At 41.4% G+C, this 24,948-nt stretch carries 10 protein-coding genes and 1 pseudogene; 7 read left to right on the top strand and 4 right to left on the bottom strand.

Annotated features, from left to right (window positions below):
- Positions 1-459 (bottom strand): annotated as a pseudogene (locus H6G69_RS19720) (AMP-dependent synthetase); the annotation flags it as partial.
- Between the two features lie 533 nt (positions 460-992).
- On the opposite strand from H6G69_RS19720, the gene H6G69_RS19715 reads away from it, so the two are divergent.
- A complete protein-coding gene (locus tag H6G69_RS19715; protein WP_190690835.1) occupies positions 993-1,322 on the top strand; it encodes a hypothetical protein in 330 nt (109 codons plus the stop codon).
- A gap of 24 nt (positions 1,323-1,346) precedes the next feature.
- On the opposite strand, the gene H6G69_RS19710 is transcribed toward H6G69_RS19715, so the two are convergent.
- The 3 genes from H6G69_RS19710 to H6G69_RS19700 all read right to left on the bottom strand — a co-directional run bounded on the left by H6G69_RS19710 (position 1,347) and on the right by H6G69_RS19700 (position 10,116).
- Positions 1,347-2,300, bottom strand: coding sequence for an SDR family oxidoreductase (locus tag H6G69_RS19710; RefSeq protein ID WP_190690834.1), 954 nt, complete (start codon positions 2,298-2,300; stop codon positions 1,347-1,349).
- Between the two features lie 164 nt (positions 2,301-2,464).
- Positions 2,465-8,206: a non-ribosomal peptide synthetase gene (locus H6G69_RS19705; RefSeq protein ID WP_190690833.1), complete on the bottom strand. Its 5,742-nt coding sequence runs from the start codon at positions 8,204-8,206 to the stop codon at positions 2,465-2,467.
- A gap of 944 nt (positions 8,207-9,150) precedes the next feature.
- On the bottom strand, positions 9,151-10,116 hold the full coding sequence (locus H6G69_RS19700) for a hypothetical protein (protein WP_190690832.1): 966 nt from the start codon (positions 10,114-10,116) through the stop codon (positions 9,151-9,153).
- An 865-nt stretch (positions 10,117-10,981) separates the two neighbouring features.
- Between H6G69_RS19700 and H6G69_RS19695 the strand changes: the two genes are divergently transcribed.
- The 6 genes from H6G69_RS19695 to H6G69_RS19670 all read left to right on the top strand — a co-directional run bounded on the left by H6G69_RS19695 (position 10,982) and on the right by H6G69_RS19670 (position 24,841).
- Positions 10,982-11,416 carry a hypothetical protein gene (locus tag H6G69_RS19695; protein WP_190690831.1) on the top strand — a complete coding sequence of 145 codons (435 nt, stop codon included), beginning with the start codon at positions 10,982-10,984 and terminating at the stop codon, positions 11,414-11,416.
- Positions 11,417-11,527: 111 nt separating this feature from the next.
- Positions 11,528-13,330: a fatty acyl-AMP ligase gene (locus H6G69_RS19690; protein WP_190690830.1), complete on the top strand. Its 1,803-nt coding sequence runs from the start codon at positions 11,528-11,530 to the stop codon at positions 13,328-13,330.
- Between the two features lie 39 nt (positions 13,331-13,369).
- The gene (locus H6G69_RS19685) at positions 13,370-15,145 is read left to right on the top strand and encodes an acyl-CoA dehydrogenase (protein WP_199336146.1); all 1,776 of its coding nucleotides are present in this window, start codon (positions 13,370-13,372) and stop codon (positions 15,143-15,145) included.
- A gap of 6 nt (positions 15,146-15,151) precedes the next feature.
- Entirely contained in the window at positions 15,152-16,939 is a 1,788-nt protein-coding gene (locus H6G69_RS19680; protein WP_190690829.1) for an acyl-CoA dehydrogenase family protein, read from the top strand.
- Between the two features lie 67 nt (positions 16,940-17,006).
- Entirely contained in the window at positions 17,007-17,273 is a 267-nt protein-coding gene (locus H6G69_RS19675; protein WP_190690828.1) for an acyl carrier protein, read from the top strand.
- Positions 17,274-17,626: 353 nt separating this feature from the next.
- Positions 17,627-24,841, top strand: coding sequence for a type I polyketide synthase (locus tag H6G69_RS19670; RefSeq protein WP_190690827.1), 7,215 nt, complete (start codon positions 17,627-17,629; stop codon positions 24,839-24,841).
- Positions 24,842-24,948 lie beyond the last annotated feature (107 nt).

The raw sequence follows: 24,948 nt of genomic DNA, 5'->3' as shown, positions 1-24,948 counted from the left end.
TCCTTGATTCTCTCCTAGCAAATCTTCTAAATGTACAGGCAAAATCTTGTTATGTCTTGGTTCAACAACTACTGCAACACGTTCAATTGCGGGGAATGACTCTAATTGCCCTTCTATACGACGCACTAACTCAGAGTCAATAATTTCTAAACTGGCTAGAGTAGTTTCATCTATCTGCCCTGCTTCTGTTAAGGGTATGGTGGATATTGGTACGAATGCTGTGGGGATCAATTCGCTAGGCAGAATTACTTGCAGGTGAGATAACAATTGTTCTGGTACAAGTAAACCGGACGGTACTATATACGCTACTAATTCCTGTTTTAAATTAGGGGTTTGTCTTTCTATGATTACACAATCTTCTACAGTTAAACTTGACCTGATAGCAATTTCTATTTTTTGATAAATTAAATCTTGATTATTTGAATTTGCTATCAAGTGATGCTGGTTACTTAACTGCATTAGCTTTTATATCCTTATTATTTAATTTATTTTTACTATTAATTAGTCAATTGTAATTTTTATTAAAAAGTATAAAAGATACAGTTTTTATAGCTATTTCATTCTGTAGATAGATGATCTCAGTTTTAGCAATAAAACACAACAGCAGTTAAAACAGTTAAGTAGACATTTAACGTAAAGTAAACAATTAATTAGACAGTTAAGACAATTAATTAGACAGTTAAGACAATTAACTAGACAGTTAAGAAATTTAAGACAGTTAACTAGATACTCTAAATTTTTGTTAATTTTTTTTAAAAAAGTTAACTTTTAAACTGGCGATGCAGCAGATATTTCTGAAGTTCCACCGCCCAAAAAATGACGGAACTCAATATTAAACAGATAAATAAATCTCTTAATGCTCAAGTTTGTGTAGTTATCACAACCGCAGATAGTTTATGCCATAAACTAACTACCGGATGATAGTCATAACTATCATCCGGTAGTTTGGCATTTTGAAAAAGCGGCGTTGCATAAATGCGGGATGAATTGAGATGTTTAACAAAAATAAAATATTGATTCTTCGCGCCTTTGCGCGGCAGTCGCTTCAAGTCGGCAGAGCCGCCCAACGCGCTGCCTTGCCTTTGCGCGAAACAAAAAACATCCCACTAATCAGCAATGCCGAAAAAGCTAGACAAATAGAAGAGATTCATATCATGTCCGGCAAATCAGTTATGATTCAACACATCTGTGCAGAAACGACAAAACCCTCTCCCCTGCCCCCCCTGCTCCCTTGCCTGCCTTCACCAGTAAATTTCTTATCCGAACCGGATTGTATTAGAGTGCGCTTCGTTCAGCCAAAACTGGCAAACCCCTGGGAGTAGCAGGCTTCTCTAAATTGATTAGATTTACGTTTTTAAAGTTTTGAGATGCTCACCATACCATGCCAAGGTGCGCCGGATGGCTTCACGTATAGGGGTTGCATGGTTGCCAAAGGCTTTGACGTACTTATCATGATTGACGACAAATGGCTCATCAAACTCATACATCATCTCAACAGTTTCACCAGCTTCGGGGATAAAAATACCAGCTAGTCGCATCATAAACTTACCTACCTTGCTGATTTTTGGTAGTTGTCCGGCTTCCTCAAAAGCTATGGTGATAAACTGGCGAGTAGTCAGAGTCTCTGCATTCGGGATATGCCAAATTTGCCCAAATGCCTCTTCATGTTCACCTAAGATTACTAATGCTTTGCCAAAGTCATCAATAAAGGTATAGGTATGAGGCACATCAATTTCCCCAACTGCTGATGCAGACTTTCCAGTTAGTACAGCAGGAAAAACGCGATCGCCCATAACAGAATCTAGCACTTCTGGCCCATAAAAGTCCGATGCTCGACCAATAGCAACTTTTACTATACCTTTGTGATGTGCATTCAAAAGTTCCTGGGCTATTTGAGCGCGAACCCGACCTTTGCGTGTGTTGGCAGCATTGGGTAAATCTTCCCGCAGCGCACTATCACTAGGGCCATACATATAGAGATTATCTCCGACAACTAGCTTTGCTCCATTGGCAGCTACCCCTTCAACAATACTGGCTTGCAAGGATGGAAACAACTTTGGCCATTGGGTGTATGCAGGTTGCGCGCATTGGTAAACGACTGTTGCTCCAGCAGTAACTCTACGTGTATTTTCTACATCATAGGCATCGCTAGCAATAATTTCCACATTAGGGGGAACCTCTGCTTTGCCACTGCGGTTGACCATTCTTACCCGTTTGTTGCGCGCCAATAGTTCGCGCATCACGGCTTTACCGAGGGGGCCAGTACCAAAAATCACATGGAGTTCGTCTGTTGTATTCATGATTTGAGTCAGTCAAAGGTTGAGAATTTCGCTGCGATTGTTGTTTTTCAAAAGAAAGTTATATCGTGTCCGGCAAAAGACTTATCATCAAGACCGTAGGGAAGAAAGAGTTTTGTCTTTTTGCACAGATAGGCGTGAGTCATAACTAATTGCCGGACATGATATTAGATAATGGTTTTAACACTACCATTTTCTAGCCCAGAGATAGCGTATACTCCTGCTTGTGAGCTAGGAGGCTGGTGAGTTTCTGGTTGAGTAAACACTTTTAAGCATTCGCCGGTGATGCCATCTGATTGTGCTGCAACTAGGAATGAAACTACATCAACCACCTGTTTTACTGGCATAAATTTGCCTAATTCTGAAGGATTACTATTGTTCATCACTGAATGTACAGCATTTACTTGAATGTTTTGGTGTTTTAATTCCTCAGCCAATGATTTAGTTAAACCAGATATCGCCTGTCCACAAGCCGCATAACCACTCAACAAAGGAGAGCCAGTTAAAGCAGGGTCAAACCCAATGTTGACAATCTTACCTTTGCCACGTTGATTTAAATAGGGAATAACGCTGTGGCAGCAATTATAGGTAGTAAAGAGATTCTGTTCAAACACCCGCTGCCATTGTAGAGGCTCAGAGCTATTGAGAGTCAAGGAATCGACAACTGTAGCATTATTGACCAAAATATCAATTCCACCAAACTTGCTAATCGTATCTTTCAGCATGATATGGACATGATATAAATCGCTCACATTGGCAGGAATGGCGATCGCATCTGCACCGATTTGCTGAATTTGAGTTACGGTTTGTGTAAGTAATGTGGCATTTTGTCCAACAACTACCACACTAGCACCTTGTTCAGCTAGTTTAAGGGCGATCGCTTGACCAACGCTACTGTCACCACCAATCACAAGCGCGACTTTGCCTAATAAAGGTACATAGCGGAGGATATGAGGATCTTTGCGTAAGCGTGGAGAATGACCATTAGATATGCTAGGTTTTTCTGGTTCAGACATTGCTTCTAGCAGGTCTTGTATCAGTTCCAGATACCGCTCACCTAGTTTAGAGATAGTTGCACTCCGGTGGAAATTACTGGAGTATTCAATTTCTAACTCTAAGCAGCCATCAACAACAGAGAAGAAGAACTCCAATAAGGTTGTGCGTTTTTGGTCAGGAGGAGACAGGCGACGGTCTCTATCTGCTTCCTGAAATTCAAATAACTTCCAAGTCGGAGCATTACGATTACCTAAATAATTGGCTCTGATGGGTGTAAGATTGGCATCAGGATACATATAATTGGGCATCTGTCCCGATAACCAATCGTAAGTAACACCATTCATCGGTAGCTGCTCAAATTCTGCCTCGATTTGCTTGATAGTTTGCTGCCACTGTGAACCTTTATTTACTTTGATACCCAGAGGGAAATTGACAGCAAAATTGCCGACAGTTTCCATAAATCGCTGATTGTTACCTAAATCTCTGCCATGACTGCGGTGGCTCAGTACAACCCAAGACTGTTCACTCCATTCAGCCATCAGTTCGTACAAAGGTGCAAGCAAAATTGTGTATAAGTTGCAATCGTAATGCTTTTTGGCTTGGCGTAACAGCGTCTTGCTATCGGTTTTAGAGAGGGTGAATTTTTCGCTTTGGCTAGACGCTTCGACGTTAGCTCCTTTCTCATCATCCAAAGGAATCTGGAAACTATATTCTTGAGAAGGAAACTTGGACTGCCAATAGTCTAGATGGCTGGCTAAATTTCCTTGTTGTTCTGCTTGTACCAGCAGCCGCACAAAGTCTGCATAGGAATGAGAAGGCTGATTTTCGGTAGTTTCATTCCCGAGAACTTGACCATAGAACAACCAGAAATCATGGAAAATGATATTGCTGCTGAGTAAATCACCGATGATATGGTGCGCTACAAAGGTGATGTCATAAGATGATTCATCAACTTTGACAATCAAGACTTTGAGTAGCGGCCATTGAGCAATTTGCAGTTGTTGAGTTTGTTGTTGAATCAATTGCTGAATCTCATGATCTCTTTCTGCCATTGACAAGTGACTACCATCGTAAACTTCTGCACTGAGTTGTTTATCTGGTTTAATCAACTGTTGCCAGTATTGACCATCCCGTTCAACAAACACAGTCCGCAGCGCATCATGGCGTTCTACTATGAGATTGAGAGCTTGATTAAAAGCATCTAGATCCAATGCTTGACGGTAGAGAAAGCGACTGTAACCAGCCCATTGATGAGTAGGGGCAAAGTAGTCAATTAACCAGCGTTGAGCAGGTGCTAAAGGTAGCAATTCCTCTGCTACATTAGTTGTTTTGGTTTCCGAAACGGATTTTTCTTCATTAACTACAGCCAACAGTGCTTTGCGATCTAATTTACCGTTATGATTTTTGGGCAGATTGGGCAACCATTTCAAGCGGTGCGGAATCATGTAATGCGGTAAACGCTGTTGCAGATGTTCCTTAATTTGTTTGTTGTCTACAGGAGAGCCAGATAAACCAGCCACTAGGCGTTTGTCTCCATCACCGTAATCGACAACCACAACCCCAGCTTCGTTAACTGCTGGATGGCTCATCAGCACACTTTCAATTTCTCCTAGTTCGACACGGAAGCCTCTAATTTTGACTTGATGATCAATGCGCCCGTGGTATTCAATATTACCGTCTGGTAATTCCTTAGCCAAGTCGCCTGTACGGTAGATATACTCGCCGGGGATATGTGCAAAAGGATTAGCACGAAATACATCTGCTGTGCGTTCAGCGTCTTTCAGATAACCCTTAGCTAGTTGTACACCACCAATCCACAACTGACCTAGTTCTCCGGGAGTGACTGGCTGCATTTGTTCGTTCAGCAGCATGATGTAAACATTGTCAATAGCTTTGCCGATGGGAATCGAGCTTTCCTGCTCACCAGGACGCTGCTCAATTATATAGGCAGTCACATCAATAGAGGCTTCAGTTGGCCCGTAGAGGTTGGCTAGTCCAACACTCATACCATAATTGTCAATCCAACGCTGAATAAATGGTACAGGTAAAGCCTCACCGCTAAAGATTAACCAACGCAACTCGGGAAAACTTGCAGCTTCACTTTCTAAGGCGGCAATAAATTCACCAAATAAGGAAGGTACAAAATGGGCAATGTTAATTCGCGTTTCTTGTAGCCACTGTGCAAAGCGCCAAGGGTTCTTGACTATTTCTGTTTCTACCGGACAAACAGTAGCACCTTCCATCAATGGCCAGAACAGTTCCCAAACGGAGATGTCAAAACAGCAAGAAGTTTTTTGAGCTACCCTGTCTCCTGGTTTTAACTGGAAGGCTTTTTGCATCCACTGTAAACGGTTCATGTACCCCTGATGGTTCAGCATCACTCCTTTTGGTCTGCCTGTAGAACCAGAAGTGAACAAGACTGTCATCAAATCGTCGGGTTTGTTGATACAACTTGGCTGTAATTGTGAACAATTAGACCAAACTTCTTGACAAATTTGCTGCCAAGCTTTACCGTCTTGCCAAATTCCACCTTCATCTAGGAACACAATTGTCTGCAAGGGCAACTGTTCTGTCAGACATTCTGCTAATTTGGCTGTCAAACGATGCTCAGTTAGCACTATGTTGATTTCGGCATGAGCCAACATATATTGAACTCGTTCCCCTGGATAAGAAGGATCTAAGGGAACATAAGCTCCCCCAGCTTTGAGGATACCGAGAATTGCTACCAGCATCAGAGGGCTGCGTCGCATCATTACGCCGACTAGGGAATTTGCCCCGATACCTTGAGAACGTAAGTAGTTAGCAATCTGATTAGACAGCAGATTTAACTGTTTATATGTGAGTTGGCTTTCACCATCAAACACAGCGATGGCTTCTGGTGTGTGTCGAGCTTGTTCGATAATTTGCAGATAAGGAATCTCTAGGGGTTGTTTGTCGGAAACTGGTGAAAGTGTGATAGCCATTTCTCGTAGAGTTCTACAAGCTAGTAATGCTTGCCGATTTACTTTGCCTAAACGTTGTTCTAAGCGGGTAATGATGCGAACGAATTCCAAAGAATCCATACCCAAATCTGCTTCTATGTCTTGTTCCATTTGGGCAGTAGTAATCGGACAATGACAAATTTCCTCAGCTATTTGTTGGAGTATAGATTCCATACCATTGTCTGTTTGTAGAGGTAAGATGGATGGCTTTGGCTGTTTGACTGTATTGGTGGCGGTGATCAGTTCTTGGATTTGAGTAGTATATTCCTGGAGTAAACTATCAATGATAGACTCATGGAAGAAGTTACTATCATAGCTAGCAAATAAGTGTAAGCGATCGCTAAAAATTTCTTGTAACAAATCTATAGTTCCAATAGCGTTATTCCCACCGGCTCGATAATCAGTTATTTTAATTGCACCATAGTGGGTTTGAATGTGTGTTTGCCCTGTGTAAGGTACATAGAGGTTTGATTTTGCACCAGAGCGAAACATGGAGATGCTGTGTTCAGGAAGTTTACCATTTTCTAAGGCGATCGCATTTTGAAAAACCCTTGCCATTTGCTGGCTTTGAACTCTGTCGTAACCGTTCGCTAATGCTGTTTGGATCTCTTGATGAATGCGATTAACTAAAGCTTGCCAATCTTCTTGAGGTTGGGGACGAGAAAAAGTCAAAGCTAAATTTTGAGCAAAACTGCTGACGACATTTGATGCATCAACACCTGGATATAGTCGCCCACTTGTAGGAACTTGCAAAATAAATGATTCAGATGACTGATCTAATTTTGCTAATGCTTTGAGGAAGGCGGCTACTAATAAAGAATTGACCGAAACTCGCCAATCACTAGTTTTAGCGATTAGTTTAGCGGTTGTATCTTGGTCTAAACAGTAACGCAGGTTTTGATATTTAGGACGCTGTTCTGCATTGATTTTTGTTTGTTGGGGATTCCAAAAGTAAGAACTTTTTCCTTGATGGCTGATGTATTGCACCAGTAACTTTTCTTCCTCTTTTGAACTCCAAGAGTTCAACTTGGCAACTATATCCTGATAATGATTGACTGTAGTAACTGGAGGTAACTTAGGTTGTTCTCCAGCAGCTTTAGCACGATATATCTCCATAAATTCGCGCAAGATTAACTGACTACCCAACCCATCAGAGATCAGATGTTCATTAGCAAGAAACAATTGATAAACTGAATCTGCCAAACGGAACACAAAAAACTTGTGTAGAGGCCAGTTAGTTAACTGCCATTCAATATTGAGGCATTTTGCAAACTCATCGTTTAACAGTTTTTCCTGAGCATCTGGAGACAAATGGCTGATGTCGGTAACAGGAATGATTGGCGTATGCGGATTATCTAAAACTACTAACTGGTAATCTTTAAAACTATTCGCGTCTGTGGGAATAGAAAAATGTGATCTCAATATAGGATGGCGGGTAATTAACTCTTGCCAACTCTGTCTAGCTAGATTGACATTAAAATCACCCTCCCAGCGCAGAGTGTAACCCAAGCTGTTAGAACCGACAAGCCAGTGACTCATTAAATGCAAATATTGACTGTCAAGAATATCTACAGTTTGACTTTTTTGTTCTTCTTCAGAATTCCAAGTGTCTGATTCTCCAGCAGGCACAAGATTCTGCAATTGCTCTAAACTATCAATTTTATCTATAGATTGCCAATCTTGAAGAATTACTACTGCTTCTCTTAAAGTCTGAATTTGCATCAAAATTTTTACGGGAAACTTTTGACTAAATGTCACCCTTTGTTCTTTGGGAATAATTTGCATGATTCCATTAAAGAACTCCAGCATTTTAATCGAGTCCAAACCTAGCTCACTTTCTAGGTACATATCTAGTTCAAGTTGGTTGATATTATGACCAGTAATACTTGCTACTAAAGAAAATATTTTGTTTTCTAGGTTTGAACTAATCATTATTGTACTTCTCCAATATAAAATTCATAACTATCAAAAGTTAGCTGCTTAAATTCAGCAAAATTAGCTAATATCTTAATTAACAGTTAACTTTATAAATCGCCTTTATTTGTACCAGAATATTTGTAGAGAAACTAAAAAGCTTACAGCGTGGCTAGATACAGCATATTTCATCTAGATGAGGTACATTTTTCTAGTCTCTAGCCCCTCGAAAGGTGTAATACACACAACTGAAAAATACTGTAAATGCCTTTGCTTATGTCACTAATTTTAGTTCCTTGATATCAGCCTATATTTATTTATCAACTCCAATAGGCGACATTCCGAACGTAGGTTAAAAATTAGATAATATTTCTTGTCAGAAATACTGAATTAGCCACCATTATGTAGAAACAATGAAACACTGATCAACAGTAATAGATGCTCGATGCGTCTGTGATCGATAGAATAAAATGAAGCTTTTAAGCTGGAGTTTAGACTAGTTCGCCAGTTTTAAGCATCTCAAAGCTTCATTTTTTAACTGATTACTAGGTAGTAAAGAAGCAAGGGAGAAGTTTTTAGGACTTACGCGGTAATACGGAAAGAACTAGGGCTACACAGCAATTTTAGCTTGGTAAACCACTAGCTCTGCTTCAAAGGGGGGAAGCGGAAAAATACATATTAAAATCCCCCCTTTGAAGGGGGATTTAGGGGGATCGAAATATGTGCAACTTCACATGAAATTGGTATTATACACACTCTCAACAATTAATCTGAGTACATAAGTCCTGGTTGTTACGATTTCTGGACAGATAAGCTAAATCATAACTACTCAGTCTGATATGATACTTAGTTAAGTTAAAAACACCACCGTACTAAGCGCAGTCAAGCTGAAGTTGCAGATGCGCTGGATGATTACAAAAAATTGGGTTAACTTGCCAACTACTGTCATATGCTCAGGCTGATTATTGTTTAATTTTCAGCTTTACTTTTTTTAATTGGGGAGTTAAATACAAAGCTCCAAACACTAATAATCCCAAGGCTGGAGAATTTTCGGGTACAAGGCGGGCAACGCGCACAGAACCGAGAAATCTCAGATTTATAGCGATAAAATCATTACCTTGAGTAATGTTAGTATCATCAGGTGCGGTGTCCAAAATGACTACTTGTAGATAATCACCCGCATCGGCAACATCTTTTAATAAAGCAGTGGCTAATCCATCTGCTAATGGGTCGAGTCCATTTACTTTTGTACCCTTAACTAGATCAGTAAAGGCAGTTTCAATATCATCGAATGGCGATTTTGTAGCCCCGTAGTCCAAAGCTGTGTAAATGTCAAAATATCCTAAACTGACTATTTTTTGTGTCCCAAAAGTGAGAAAGGCTTCAACATCATTCGGGTTTGCCTTATATATTCTTTCTTCAACAGTTGAATCTTGACTAGCAAACCAATCTTGACCCAGTTTGTCTTCGCCTAAATTCCAAGTTTTGGTAAATTCATTGTAGTTTTTTTGCCCAAAACCGAAGCCAAGACTATCAAAAGAAATACCATTACTAGCTAGGTAGTTGCTTAATGTAGGAAAACCTGCGATCGCAGTTACCGTTGATGTTTTGGTAGAACCAGAAGCAGGTTCTTCTGGGCTTGATTGGCGACCAGTTACATAATAAGGTGCGCCATTTCCTGAGGCGTTCAAACTAATATCGTCGTGTCCGTTATCTAGAGCTAAGGGATTTGGATTGAAGAAAGCTGTATAACCCTGCTGCTCGATTGGTAATCCCAGTAAATCTAACCTAGTATCGGATTCTATTGGTCTAGCCTTAATATTTTTTAATTTGCTGAGATCAAAAGTTGCCGCTTGAGCAGGTAAAAATGTTTGTAAAGCAAGCATACCAGTCAAGCCCAGAAGTGCTGAAATATATGGGATACGCATGGTAAATATTATTTAGTAGTAAATAGACAGTATAAGTATAATAAACTGCAAATCCCTGGAACTTTATTTAAGTATTCGTGAAGATACTGTGATCTTACTTACCAGATTTTTGTGCTGTGATTGCAAATACTCAGTTGAGCTAAACCTGAGACACTACTCCCGTAATTGCTACTACTGTTACTGTTCTAGTTTTTTGCTTCAGCTGCTGGAGCAGTTTTTCCTAAATTTGCCACTAAATTTGCAATGTAGCAGATAATATCAAGCTATATGCAAGCTTTTAGCATAGAGAATGATTACTTGTGTCTGTTGATACTATCTGGTACAGAAGCAGAGGCATTTGCGGTTTCTGTAAAGATGCTTTCAATCACAAGTAAGTAGAACGGTGCAAATCAACCGAAGTATGTAACGAAAAGTAAAGTTGCCTAAAACCCTCTTTCCTTCTGACTTCTGCCTTTTCCCAACTACGAATATTTACGCCGCGCTACTTACAAAATTGCAAAATGGTGCGATGACCAATAACAAAAATTTTTTCATTGAATCCGTAATTGATAATTCTTAGGGTGAATACATAAGTACAGTTAACAATTTACTGTTCAATTACCAGGGATTTATTAACAGTGATGTTGCAGTTATAGTCATCATATTTACATTAGTGAATGTTTAGTTATTAACAAGCCAATAGCTTATTGATAACTCTTAAAAAATAACTTTTATCGCCAGAATGCTAAAAGTTAGCAGCAGCATTTCCGTGGTTATTGTATTGCTTCTTGAACTTCTCTTCAATCCGAAGCAAAATTTATTGACTGACTCATAAACATTTACAGCTATATCTAATACTCCTATGTCTCCAAACACCAATTCATTGATGCCTCAAAATGTTATGTCTGCCCTTAATCAGTTACAAGATGAGGTAGCCAAAGTAGAACAAGCTTTACTAGAACTTAAACAAAAAAAGCAAGAAGTTTTACAGCATCAGTTGAGTACAGGCATTGAAAGTCTGAGCATTCAAGCCCATAAAGTCAATGATCTTGCTAACTGCCTGGAGAGCGAAATCCTCAATTTCAAAGAAACTGCTGTTGAGATTAACAATCTTTATCACAATCTTCAGACATCCTCTAATAGTCAGACAGTTACTAACATTTTAGACATTAAGAATTTAGATTTCTCCATCCCTACAGTCATTACCAATCAAAGCCAGTTTATTCTCACTGCTAAAACCGTTAATGTACATCAACAAATGAACATGAAAAAGCTTGGGCTAATAGATGAAATATCTTCATCCCAAAAATCTGCTACGTAAACACATTCACTAATCAACAATCGAGTATCACTCATCAAGCACATTTGACAACTCATCAAAATTTATCTAAATCAACCTCAACCTTCATTAACTTACACAGGAAAAAACAGCATGACTAACTTTTTAAATACCCCCAGCTTTTTCACTCTAGTAGACTTACTGCGTTACAGAGCATTGCACCAACCAAACCAAATAGCTTATACCTTTTTAGTAGATGGAGAAACTGAGGAAGTAAGTTGGACATATAGAGAGTTAGACCAACAAGCCCGCGCCATTGCCAGCATACTACAACGTTCCCACACCTCTGGAGAACGCGCTCTATTACTTTATCCCCAAGGATTGGAATTTATTGCTGCGTTTTTTGGATGCCTTTATGCTGGCGTAATCGGCGTTCCTGCTTATCCCCCTCGGCAAAACCAATCTTTGTTTCGCTTGCAAGCGATCGTGACAGATGCTGATGCCAAAATTGTTTTGACTACCTCAACGATATTATCCAATACCACACAACAAATTGCCCAAACGCCAGAATTACAAGGCTTACAATGGATTGCAACTGATGAAATTGCTGTTGACATTGCCCAAGATTGGCGCGAACCATTAATCAACACGGACACTCTAGCTTTTCTCCAGTACACTTCTGGCTCTACAGGTACACCAAAAGGTGTCATGGTTAGCCATGAGAATGTGTTGTATAACCAAAAAATGATCAAACAGGCTATGCAGCACACAGAGGAAACTATCTTTGTGGGTTGGCTACCGCTTTTCCATGACATGGGTCTGATTGGCAATATGCTACAACCCTTATACTTGGGTATTCCCTGTATTCTCATGTCTCCTGTGGCTTTTTTACAACGACCTGTGCGCTGGCTACAGGCAGTTTCTCGCTTTCACGCAACTACGAGTGGTGGCCCTAATTTTGCTTATGAATTGTGTGTTAATAAAATTACCGCAGAACAAAAAGCAGGTCTTGACCTAAGTAGTTGGCAGGTAGCTTTTAATGGAGCCGAACCTATCCGTGCCGAGACAATGGAAAAGTTCGCCACTGCATTTGCTGAGTGTGGTTTTCGTGCCAATGCCTTTTATCCTTGCTACGGAATGGCAGAAACTACTTTAATTGTGACTGGTGGATTAACATCTGCTGTGCCAGTTCTGAAAACTGTGCGTACAGATTTACTCGAAAAAAATCTAGTGCTATCACCTTCTGGAGAAAATGAGCTAGTTCAAACACTGGTAGGTTGTGGTCAAAACATACTTGCACAACAGATTGTCATTGCTGACCCTGATACCTTAAATAGTTGCCAAGATAATGAAGTGGGTGAGATTTGGGTGTCAGGCGCTAATGTCACCCAAGGATATTGGAATAAAGCTCAACAAACACAAGATAGTTTTCAGGCTTACTTAGCTGATACGGGTGCAGGGCCATTTTTACGCACTGGTGACTTAGGATTTATGGACAATGGAGAGCTATATGTCACAGGTCGCCTGAAAGATTTGATTATTATTGGTGGTCGCAACCATTATCCTCAAGATATTGAACTGACAGCAGAAAGGAGCCATTCGGCATTACGTCCAGGATGCGGGGCTGCCTTTGCCATTAATATCAATGGTGTGGAAAAATTAGTGATTGCTTATGAAGTAGAACGTCAATATATTCGCAATCTCAATGTGAATGAGATTGCTGCTAACGTTCGTCAGGCAGTTTCCGAACAATATGATGTACAAGTCTATGCACTAGTTCTGCTGAAAACTGCAAGTATTCCCAAAACTACTAGTGGCAAAATTCAACGCCATGCTTGTGCAAAAGGTTTCCTAGCTGGCACTTTAGAAGCAGTAGATCAGTGGCCTAAAAATTTAGCAACAAACAAAACTCCGGCACTTCAGGATACTGCCAAGCTGACTCAAAGCGCAATTTAAGTAATAACTTGATTGGATAAAAATTAGGAGAAGTAATTAATGTATCAGCTGGCTCAATTAAAGCAGTATCGTAATGCCGAATTATTGGAAGAGTATTTAGGAAATCCTTCCGTTCCCGAACAGGAATTTTCTTTCAAGCATTCGATAGAACTAGATGAGAGAGAAGAATATCCAGAAGCAATTGCGAAACTTTTAGAAGCATGGGAATTTCATCACCATTATATTCCCACTGCTTATGGCGGCAAACTCCAATCTTATGAAGAATTATTGATGTTGATTAGAGTATTGTCTCGGCGGGATTTAACAGTTGCGATAGGTCATGGCAAGACTTACTTAGGTTCTGTTTGCGTTTGGGTTGGTAGTGAACAAGAGGAACAAAAATACAGACTAGCACGAATTATTAAAGAACAAAAACAAGTATCATTAGGTCTAACAGAAAAAACACACGGCAGTGATTTGATTGGCAATGAAGTAGAAGCTGTAGAAGTAGAAAATGGCTATTTATTGAATGGAGAAAAATGGCTGATTAACAATGCCAATCGGGGTAAGGCGATTACTGTCTTTACTAAAACTGATAATAATGGCAATTCCCGTAGTTTTTCAGTTTTCCTGGTCGAAAAAGATAGTCTAGAAACTTCAGCTTATCGACATCTGCCAAAAATTAAGACTCATGGTATCCGTGGTGCGGATATCAGTGGAATTGGTTTTGACCAAGCTTTAATTCCCAAAGAATCTTTAATTGGCAAACTGGGGGCTGGTTTAGAAATTACGCTCAAAAGTCTTCAGATTACCCGAACAATTTGTGCTGGTTTATCTTTAGGTGCAGCAGATACGGCATTACGCAGTACATTAGATTTTGCTCTGACTCGCAAATTGTATGGAGATAATGTATTTACTATTCCCCACGCCCAAAAATTGTTGGTAGATGCTTTCTTAGATATTTTAATTTGTGATTGTTTAGCGATCGCCACAAGTCGAGCGATTCAGGCTGCACCAGCACAAATGAGTTTACAATCTTCAATAGTTAAGTATTTTGTACCGACTACTGTTGAGCAATTAATTCACAATTTATCAGTAGTACTGGGCGCCCGTTATTATGTGCGCGAAAACCACTGGTGGGGAATTTTTCAAAAGATTGTCAGAGACAATGCCATTGTGAGTTTATTTGATGGCAGTACGGTTGTCAATTTAAATGCGATCGCCCTGCAATTAAAACATCTAGCTAAACAACGCGCCAAAATAGATATTAATCAACTTACAGAGCTAGATAATCATCTTGAAAATCTCTTTGATTTAGATAAAAAATTACCGGAATTTAATCCTCAACAGCTAGAACTCTTTAATCGCCAAGACAATATTTTACAAGGGTTAGAAGTTTCCCTAGGCAAATTAAAAACTTTGCAAGAATCCCCAGCACTTGATTCCACACTATTAGAAAATATCATCACGCTGACACTTAAGCTAATTAATTTCCTCAAGCAACTTGATGAAACCCTGAAAAAATTACCAACCTCCAGAGGACATAAAGAATCACCAGAAGTATTTGAACTAGCTCAACAATATTGCACCTTACACGCGGCGGCTGTATGTCTGCATATCTGGGTGCATAACAGAACTCAACTAGGAGACTTTTTTGGCAAGGGGGAATGGTTAGCATTGTGCTTACATCGACTACTCGGGTCTTTAGGTCAATCCCTTGATACAGTTCCGACTGCTTATAGAGAAAATGCTGCTCAAGAAATGCAAAAACTGTACGCACAAGAGCAACTGTTCTCAATCGTACCCTTGCAACTAGCAAAATCAATAGTGAAATAACTACTTATGTTAGTCAAATTACCTAGTCCTAAAACAATACCCCAACAGTACCTGGTAGCCGAAGAGTTAGAACAGTATTTAGGTAATCCTTTAGACCCAGACCATGAATTTTCCTTCCAAAAGATTGTTGAATTTGATGAACAAGAAGCATATCCCCACCAAGCTCATCAATTATTAGATGAATGGAATTTAAACCATTACCATATACCTGTTGCCTATGGCGGTAAACTCAAATCTTATGAAGAATTTTTTGCACTGCTGAGAACAGTTGCACGTCGAGATTTGACCACAGCCATATCTTATGGAAATACCTTTTTAGGTGCAGTTCCTATCTGGGTAGGCGGTACTGAACAACAAAAAAATCAAGTTGCCAAAATTATCAAAAATCGAGGTAAAGTATCACTAGCATTTCATGAAAAGGCACATGGCAGCGACTTTTTAGCCACAGATGTGCAAGCAATAAAAACAGAAGATGGTTATCGATTAGATGGAGAAAAGTGGCTGTTTGGTAATGCTACTGTTGGTTCAGCCGTCACTGTATTTGCGAAAACAGATGTGAATGGTGGGCCGCGTGGTTTCTCTTTGTTTTTACTAGAAAAACAAGCATTAGATCGGTCTTCCTATTCTTATTTAAGCAAGTGCAAAACTTTAGGAATTCGGGGTGCTGATTGTAGTGGTATTCGGTTTCATAATTGTCTAATTCCTAGCGAATCACTGATTAGTCCACAGGGGTCTGCTTTAGAATTGAGCTTGAAAGCTTTTCAACTTACACGTACAGTCATTCCGGCTTTAGCTTTAGGCTCGGCTGACACAGCACTACGTACTACAATCAGCTTTGCACTTTCTCGCAAACTTTATGGAGATAGTATTTTTGCTATTCCCCATACCCAAAAGTTACTGGTAGATGCCTTCTTAGATATTTTAATTTGTGAGTGTGTAGCGATCGCCACTTCTCGAGCCGTTCATGCAGCTACAGCACAAATGCGCCTTTGGTCGGCTGTGGTGAAATATTTTGTTCCCACCACTATCGAAAAGGTAATTCACAATTTATCCATTGTTATGGGTGCGCGTTACTACCTGCGTGAGGGTCATCATGGGGGAATTTTTCAAAAAATTGTCAGAGATAGTGCCGTAGTCAGTATGTTTCATGCTGGTACTTACCTGAATTTGTCTACCATTGGTGCAGCTTTACAATTTCAACCTACCGTAGATATTGATGCTCAAAGATATGCAGAAATTGAGTCAAGTCTAGAGTCGATTTTCGCTTTAGATCAGGAATTACCTGCTTTTGAGCCTGAGCGCTTAGAGTTATTTAGTCGTAAACGTAACGACATTCTCCAAGGAATGGTAGTCGCAATTAACCAACTTCAATCCCTCCAGATGAAATCAGAAGTTAATCTTGAGGTGATAACAACATTGCTCTCACAGGCAAATACAATTCTTTCCGAAATCAGCACCCAGCAGACAGTATTTAAAGATATGAAGCGTCGCTACGGTAGAGATTTGGAAAAATCACCAGAATTATTTGAACTAGCTGAAAAACATTGTGCCGTACACACCGCCGCAGCTTGTCTGTATATGTGGTTGTACAACAGAAAGCAGTTAGGTGAATTTTTCGCTCAAGGAGAATGGCTGGTGCTATGCCTACACAAGCTGATGGGTTTGTTGCACCACTCACAACAGCCGCTTCCCACCTCTTATAGAGAGAACGTAGCGACAGAACTACAAAAACTTTACGAGCAGAACCAGCTATTTTCGATTGTGCCACTCAAGTTAGCTCCATCGAAAGCATAAAAGGTCTTGCTAGCAAATTAAATCAATTACTAATTGCCATCACACTTAAACTTTAGGAGAAATTACAATGTCATACCAAAATTTGAACGCAGAAGAAATCCAAGCTTGGTTAATTGCGAAGGTTGCTGAAGAACTTAACTTTGACCCTGATGAAATCGATATCGAAGAACCTTTTGCACGCTATGGTCTTAATTCCATGACAGCTGTGAGTCTTTCTGCTGACCTAGAAGATTGGTTAAAAATTAAGTTACCCGCTACTTTAGCCTGGGACTACCCCACGATCATAGCTCTATCAGAATATTTGGAAAATGAAATCAGCACTCTAGTTGCATAATCATTAGACTGCTTGCAGAAAGGGCGACAAAGGGTGAGGGGAAAAGGTAAAAGTGGAACCTTTTCCCCTTTTCTTTGCCATTCCTTTATGAGACATATCCGTAAACACCTATAAAAGCCTTGTAGAACAGCTACATAACAAAGATTTTCGGGCGTTGCATAAATGCGGGATGAAATCATAAAATTCCACTTTTAAAACTCTTGCTCTTTGCGCCTTTGCGCGGCAGTCGCTTCAAGTCGGGAAACCCGCCCAACGCGCTGCCTTGCCTTTGCGTGAGACAAAAATCATCGCCGTAATCAGCAACGCCGAGTTTCGCATATATCTATCATTTGCTAACAGGAGAGAGTACTGAAATGGAGCCTATAGCAATTATTGGCATTGGTTGTCGTTTTCCGAAAGCTCAGGATAAAGAAGCATTTTGGCAACTTTTGCGTTCTGGTGGCGATGCAATTGCCTCAATTCCAGCAGACCGTGTAGATTTACGTGATTCATACGATCCAGATCCGAAAACACCAGGGAAAATGAATGGTGGATTCGGTGGTTTTTTGGATGATGTCGATCAGTTTGACGCTAACTTTTTTGGGGTTGCTCAACGAGAAGCGGCTAGTATGGATCCCCAACAACGGTTACTTTTAGAAGTAAGTTGGCAATCTCTGGAGGATGCAGGACTAGCACCAGACAAACTTGCAGGTAGTCAAACAGGCGTTTTTGTCGGCTTGATGTGGAATGATTACGCTCACCAGCAGATGCGAAATCCATCTGTAATTGATGCTTATACTGGCTCTGGTAATGGCTATTTTATGACCGCTAACCGCCTATCTTATCGGTATAATTTCCACGGGCCTAGTATGGCGGTTGATACTGGTTGTTCTTCTTCCTTAGTAGCAGTTCACCTCGCTTGTCAAAGCCTCAGACAAGGGGAATGTGAACTAGCCTTGGCTGGTGGTGTTAACCTCATTCTAGAACCTGTTGCCAGTATTTTTTATACAAAAGCCGGATTGTTTGCTAATGATGGACGTTGCAAAAGCTTTGATGCAAGAGCTAATGGTTTAGTCCGTGGTGAAGGGGCTGGTGTTGTGGTTCTCAAACCGTTGTCTCGCGCTTTAGCCGATGGCGATCGCATTTACGCTGTCATCCGTGGTAGTGCAGTTAATCACGACGGACTCACCAATGGTGTAACTTCTCCCAGCCAGAAAGCCCAGGAAGCCGTACTCAGACAAGCTTATCAAGCGGCGGGTGTCAGTCCGGGAGAGGTGCAGTACGTAGAAGCTCACGGTACAGGTACTTTGTTGGGTGATCCGATAGAAGCTAAAGCTTTAGGTACTGTACTCAAAACCAATCGCCCCCAGGACAACCCTTGCATTATCGGTTCGGTAAAAACCAATATTGGTCATTTAGAAGGAGCAGCCGGGATTGCTGCTTTGATTAAAGCTGCACTAGCAATCCAGCACCGGGAAATTCCTCCTAGTATTCATTTTGAGTCACCCAATCCCCATATTCCTTTTGCTAATTTACCCTTAAGTGTGCAGCAAACTTTGACTCCTTGGCCAGAAACCTCTGGTTTGCCGTTAGCGGGAGTAAGTTCTTTCGGGTTGGGAGGAGCCAATGCCCATATAGTCTTAGAAGCCGCCCCTGCTATCTCAACACCTAGCAGCGAGCTAGAGCGACCCCTACATCTATTAACTTTATCAGCGAAGACTGAACCTGCTTTAGTTGCCCTTGCGGCTGATTACAAAAATTTATTCAGTAAAAACCCTGAATTACCTCTAGCAGATGTTTGCTTTAGTGCCAATACAGGGCGATCGCATTTTGCCCATCGTCTAGCGATCGCCACTGACTCCATGACAAATTTGCGTCAAGAATTATCTGCTTTTACTAGTGGTGAGCAGACTAACGGCTATGTTAAAGCCTATATCAAGGGTAAGAAACGTCCCAAGGTTGCCTTTCTCTTTACAGGGCAAGGTTCTCAATATTTTGGCATGGCCCGGCAACTGTATGATACTCACCCCACCTTCCGGCAAACCCTAGATCGTTGCGATGAACTGTTGCGTCCTTACTTAAAGCAACCACTTTTACAAGTACTCTACGCAGATATCAAATCTAACTTATTAGATCAAACCGCTTACACTCAGCCAGCCTTGTTTGCTATTGAGTATGCTTTAGCACAGTTATGGTTGTCTTGGGGCATTGAACCACAAGCCATGATGGGACACAGCTTAGGAGAGTATGTTGCTGCTTGTGTTGCGGGTGTGTTTAGTTTAGAGGATGCCCTGAAACTAGTCGCTAAACGGGCCGCGCTGATGCAGAGCTTACCGACTGGGGGTGAAATGGCAGTAGTATTTACTACTGAAACACAGGTCAAACAGGCGATCGCACCTTACGCAGACAAACTAGCGATAGCGGCAATGAACGGCCCTGAGAATATCGTGATTTCTGGTGAGGGGCAAGCACTCCAAGCCGTCTTGTCACAGATGGCAGTTCAAGGGATCAAAACTACACAACTGAATGTTTCCCATGCTTTCCACTCGCCACTGATGGAACCAATTCTCGATGAATTCGAGCAGATGGCGGCAACAATTAAATATTCTCAACCTCGGATTCCCCTAATTTCTAACGTAACTGGACAAGTTGCCACCCCAGAAGAACTCACATCACCAACATACTGGCGGCAACATTTACGTGGTACAGTCTGTTTTGCTCAAAGTATCACCACACTCCATCAGCAAGGCTACGAAATTTTTGTTGAGCTAGGGCCAACACCCACACTCTCAGGTATGGGACGACGCTGTTTAGCGGATGACGCAGCGATTTGGCTACCTTCTTTGAAAAAAGGTCAACCAGATTGGCAGCAACTACTGGATAGTTTAAAAGCCCTCTACGCTCGTGGTGTAGAAATTAACTGGCGCGGCTTTGACCAAGATTACACCAGACAACGTGTATCATTGCCGACTTATAAATTCCAGCGAGAACGTTTTTGGATTCCGGTTGAGCAACCAGTATCTACTAGCAAATTACCAACCGTTGAACCAGTTACTCCTGTAGTTATCGATGCCCCTGAGTGGTTTTATCAATGGCAATGGCAAGCAGAACCCTTGATAAAATCAACAGAAATTGCTCCTGGTGCAATTGTGATTTTCTGCCCTGCCCTAAGTAACAGCCAAAATTTAGGCGCATCTTTGGGTAAAATTTTCACAGCCCAATCCTATCCCACATACTTGGTAACTCTAGGGACAAAGTTTCAACAACATAGCGGACAAAGTTTTACCATTAATTCCCATAGTCAGGCTGATTACGAGCAAGTTTTCCAAGCTATTCAAACAGACGGCTTTAAACTAAGTACAATTATCAATCTGTGCAATTACGGTAACTGGGATGCGTCAGTAACTCAATTGCTAGAAACAGAAAACCTATTACAAGAAAGTGTATACAGTGTGCTGTCCTTAGGGCAGGCATTGGTAAAGGTTTATCCCCATCATCCAATTAATTTATTGCTAGTTACACAAAATGCTTATTCAACTCATGCAGATGAAGTTGTTTGTGGCTTACATCAGTCTATGGCTGCTACCTTGGTGCGCGTACTGGATGAAGAAAATGTCCATATTAAAACTCAGGTAGTAGATGTCACCCCTGACTTGGCAACCCCAGAAAAATTAGCGGAAATTCTCTTCCAAGAGCTAAAGGCAAAACCAACACTAGAAGGAATCGTAGCTTTACGCCATAATCAAAGGCTAGTGCGTTCTTTAAAGAAAGTAGAGATATCGCCTCTGCCCAACAGTATCCCCATCCTCAAGCGCGGTGAAACTTGTTTAATTACTGGTGGTACTAGTGCTGTGGGTACAGAAATAGCTATGTTTATGGCTAGTCAAGCACCAATCAATTTAGTACTCACTGGTCGCCAACCCCTTCCCCCTAAAGAACAGTGGCCTCACCTGGCTGATGATTCTGCCATTAAACAACGTATTCGTGTGATTGAAGCATTAGAAAAGCTGGGTGCTTCAGTTATGTATCACGCTGTGGATGTCGCCGATGCTCAAGGGATGCAGCAATTAATGTCCAGCATTCGTCAACGCTTTGGTCAACTGCACGGAGTTATACACGCCGCAGGTGTGCAAGATATGAGTAGTTTTAAACTCTTGCAAAAATCTGCTGATTCTGTTAGACGCGTGCTGGCTCCCAAAGTTCAGGGGACTATTATCTTAGATCAAATTACAGAGCAGGAACCACTAAAATTCTTTGTGGGCATATCCTCAGCTACAGCATCGAAATCTGAATGGGGTGCGAATTTGGGAGATTATGCAGCAGCAAACATCTTCTTAGATAGTTATGCAATTTACCGTAGTCATCGGGGCGCACCGGGGCACTCGCTCGCTGTGAATTTCTCCCTGTGGCGTGATAAGGGGATGGTGAATATTGGTGGTGATGCCCTGGTTGCAATGGCTAAGGCTAAAGGCTTGAATGCCTTAGAATCAGAACCAGCCGTGAAAGCCTTTATTACAGCTGTAGCTGCCGATGCTAACCCTGTGATTCATATTATTGATTTAATAGAAGACACCACAGCTAATTCCCTGCCATCACTAGAACCTGTGGTGACACCAACTGTAGACAGTCTTCCTGTATTCGCGCCTCAACCACTAAATATGCGCCGTGAAGTTAAAAAAGTATTGTCGCAGTATCTTTCTCTTCCCCAAGAACAAATAGAAGGACATAAAACTTTTGACGAACTAGGACTAGATTCGATTGGGGCGATTGAAGCAGTCAAGGAATTAAGCCGCGTTCTCAATGCAGAAATTCTCCCGACTGTTTTGTTTGAATATCAAACACCCGATGCCTTGGCAGATTATTTAGCTGGTAAGTATGATTATTCTCCTCAGATTACACCAGAACCAGTAAAACCAACAGTTACAGCCAAGGAGGAAGTTACACATCCGGCAACTGTGCAGCAACCTATTTCTCAGTCCCCCAGCGACCTGAATGATCAGCCTCCAACTGAACAAAATATCAGAGAACAGGATATTGCCATCATCGGTATGGCGTGCAAAGTTCCGGGGGCGAACAACTTAGAAGAATTCTGGAACTTGCTGGTAGAAGGTAAATCGGTAATTGGGGAAGTACCAGAAGACCGATGGTCGATTAAAGATTACTTTGCCGAGAAGGGCAAGTCTACCCACACAACTTATAGTAAAGTTGGTGGATTTATTGACAGTCCCTTTGACTTTGATGCGATGTTTTTCGGCATCTCACCCAAAGAAGCGATCGCAATTGATCCCCAACAGCGATTATTCCTTGAAGTAGCATGGCAAGCTTTGCAACAAGCAGGCTATGGCAATAGATACCGCACCCAAGATATCGGCGTGTTTGTTGGTTGTGGTCAAAGCAACTATCTAGAACACTTCCTCAATTATCAACAATACGGCGTATTGCGTCAGCGTTGGCAAGAAAGCCCTTGGTTTAACAACTTGTCTGCACAAGCAAAGCAAGACTTATTAGCTAGTTTAAAAGATGTACTGCAACCAAGCGAAATTCAACCAGAAGTAGCCGCAGGTAATGAATTAAATGGCATTGCTGCTAGAGTTAGCCACTGTCTCAACCTGACTGGGCCAAGTATGGCGGTGAGTACAGCTTGTTCTTCTTCCTTAGTAGCATTACATCTAGCCTGTGAGAATTTGCGTTCTGGTCAAACCCGGATGGCCATAGTTGGTGGGGTGAATCTGAATCTGAGTCCTACGGCCTTCACTTTCATGAGTAAAGTGCAAGCACTCTCACCAACTGGGGAATGCTATCCCTTTGACAGCCGTGCCAACGGGATGATTTTGGGAGAAGGTGCAGGTGCAATCATTCTTAAACCCTTGCAACAGGCGATCGCCGATGGTGATCATATCCATGCTGTGATCAAAGGTTCGGCAGTAAATAATGACGGTCACTCTCAAGGAATCACCGCCCCTAACCCCCGGGGGCAAGCAGAAGCCATCCGCAAAGCTTACACTAATGCTGGCATTAATCCCGAAACAGTATCTTATGTAGAAACGCATGGTACAGGTACTCTACTCGGTGACCCCGTAGAAATTGAGGGGATGACCCAAGCATTCAGTAGCTTTACCCAAAAACAAGGATTTTGTGGTGTTGGCTCGGTGAAATCTGCGATCGGTCATCTGTTATCTGCTGCGGGTATTGTCAGCCTGATCAAAGTGGTACTCTCAATGCAGCATGGACAAATTCCGGGTACTGTAGGTTTCCAAGAACCTAATCCCCATATCAAATTTACAAACACACCATTCTATGTAGTTGGTCAAAGCACAGATTGGTCAAGTGATGGTCATAATCTCATCCGGGCTGGTGTGAATGGGTTTGGATTTGGTGGTACTAATTGCCACGTTGTTTTAGAACAAGCACCCGTTTTGCCAAGTTCTCAGCCGGAAGCTCGTAATTCTGATGCTAATTTATTATTCCTGAGTGGTCGCACACAACCAGCACTCAAGCAAGTAGCCGAACTGTTACGGGATCATCTGCTTCAGCATCCAGAACATGATGCGGCTCCAGTCTGCTTTACCATGAACAATGCCCAGAAAGACTTAGCTTATAAAACAGCCGTAGTCGTTAATGACCGTCAAAGTCTGCTTAATGCACTCCAAAGCATGATCTCAGGTAATACCACTCCAGATATCTGTACAGGCAAAGCTAACCCGCAACGGTCAACGCCAATTTATTTGGTCATGAATGGCGGTAGTGCTGTTACACCTAACCAAGCCGAGATTTTAGGCAGACGTTTTCCCCAATTTCAAGCAGCCTACAATGATTGTGTCAGTCACCTAGGTCATACTGTTCCTCAGCAACTGCACACCTTTGCTGTACAATACGCGCTGGGTCGTTTGTTAATATCTTTGCAACTTCAACCTACTAGCTTGCTGGTAGAGGGAACAGGAATTTTAGCTGGGGCTTGTCTATGTGGGATTGTGACATTAGAACAAGCGATCGCCTTGCTAGGAAAGCCAACCCATCAACAAAGCTTAATGTCTGAGCAATTTACTACATGGAATTGCCCATTAGTGACTCCTGGTGGAATTTTGAGACCTTCAATTCCCATTTCTAGTGCGCAACTAGCAAGTTTGGTACAAACATCTCAAAAGTTAGATCAGGATGTATGTGCAGAAATTACTGCCGAAACTGGAATTTACGTACATCTTGGTAGTTACTTGGGTGTAAGTAATAACTTGGAAACCCATCATAACTTCGACCAAGAAAAACCTGTAATCCAGCATTTACTGACAATATTAGGTAATTTGTACGTAGCTGGAGTTAGATTTAACAGTTCACCTCTATTTAGCAACGGGTTACGCCGTTTACCCCTATTTAGCTATCCTTTAGAGCGTACAACTTATAAAGCACCACTTCCATATAATGATGAACCAGAATTAGTAGCGATCGCCTGCGGTGAGCCAAAATTCATTACATCTGGGCTTGTGAGAGTTCAACAATTACCCCGCCTGTCTCCAGAACAACGCCAGTCAAGTTATACCGCTTTGTTAAGTGAATTCAAAAAGCCAGCCTTTTTAACAGCTGAGTTAAATTAGCCAGAGCAGGATTTTCAATGCCTAATATACCTCGGCGTTGCAGAATCTAGGGATATTTTTTTCAGGGGAACCACTGCTTTGAGTGGCTCCCCTACCTAGTGGCTACT

This window comes from Nostoc sp. FACHB-110 (assembly GCF_014697425.1).
Classification (GTDB): Bacteria; Cyanobacteriota; Cyanobacteriia; order Cyanobacteriales; family Nostocaceae; genus Nostoc_B.
The sequence above is the reverse complement of the archived record's forward strand: the minus strand, read 5'-3'. Positions and strand labels throughout refer to the sequence as shown.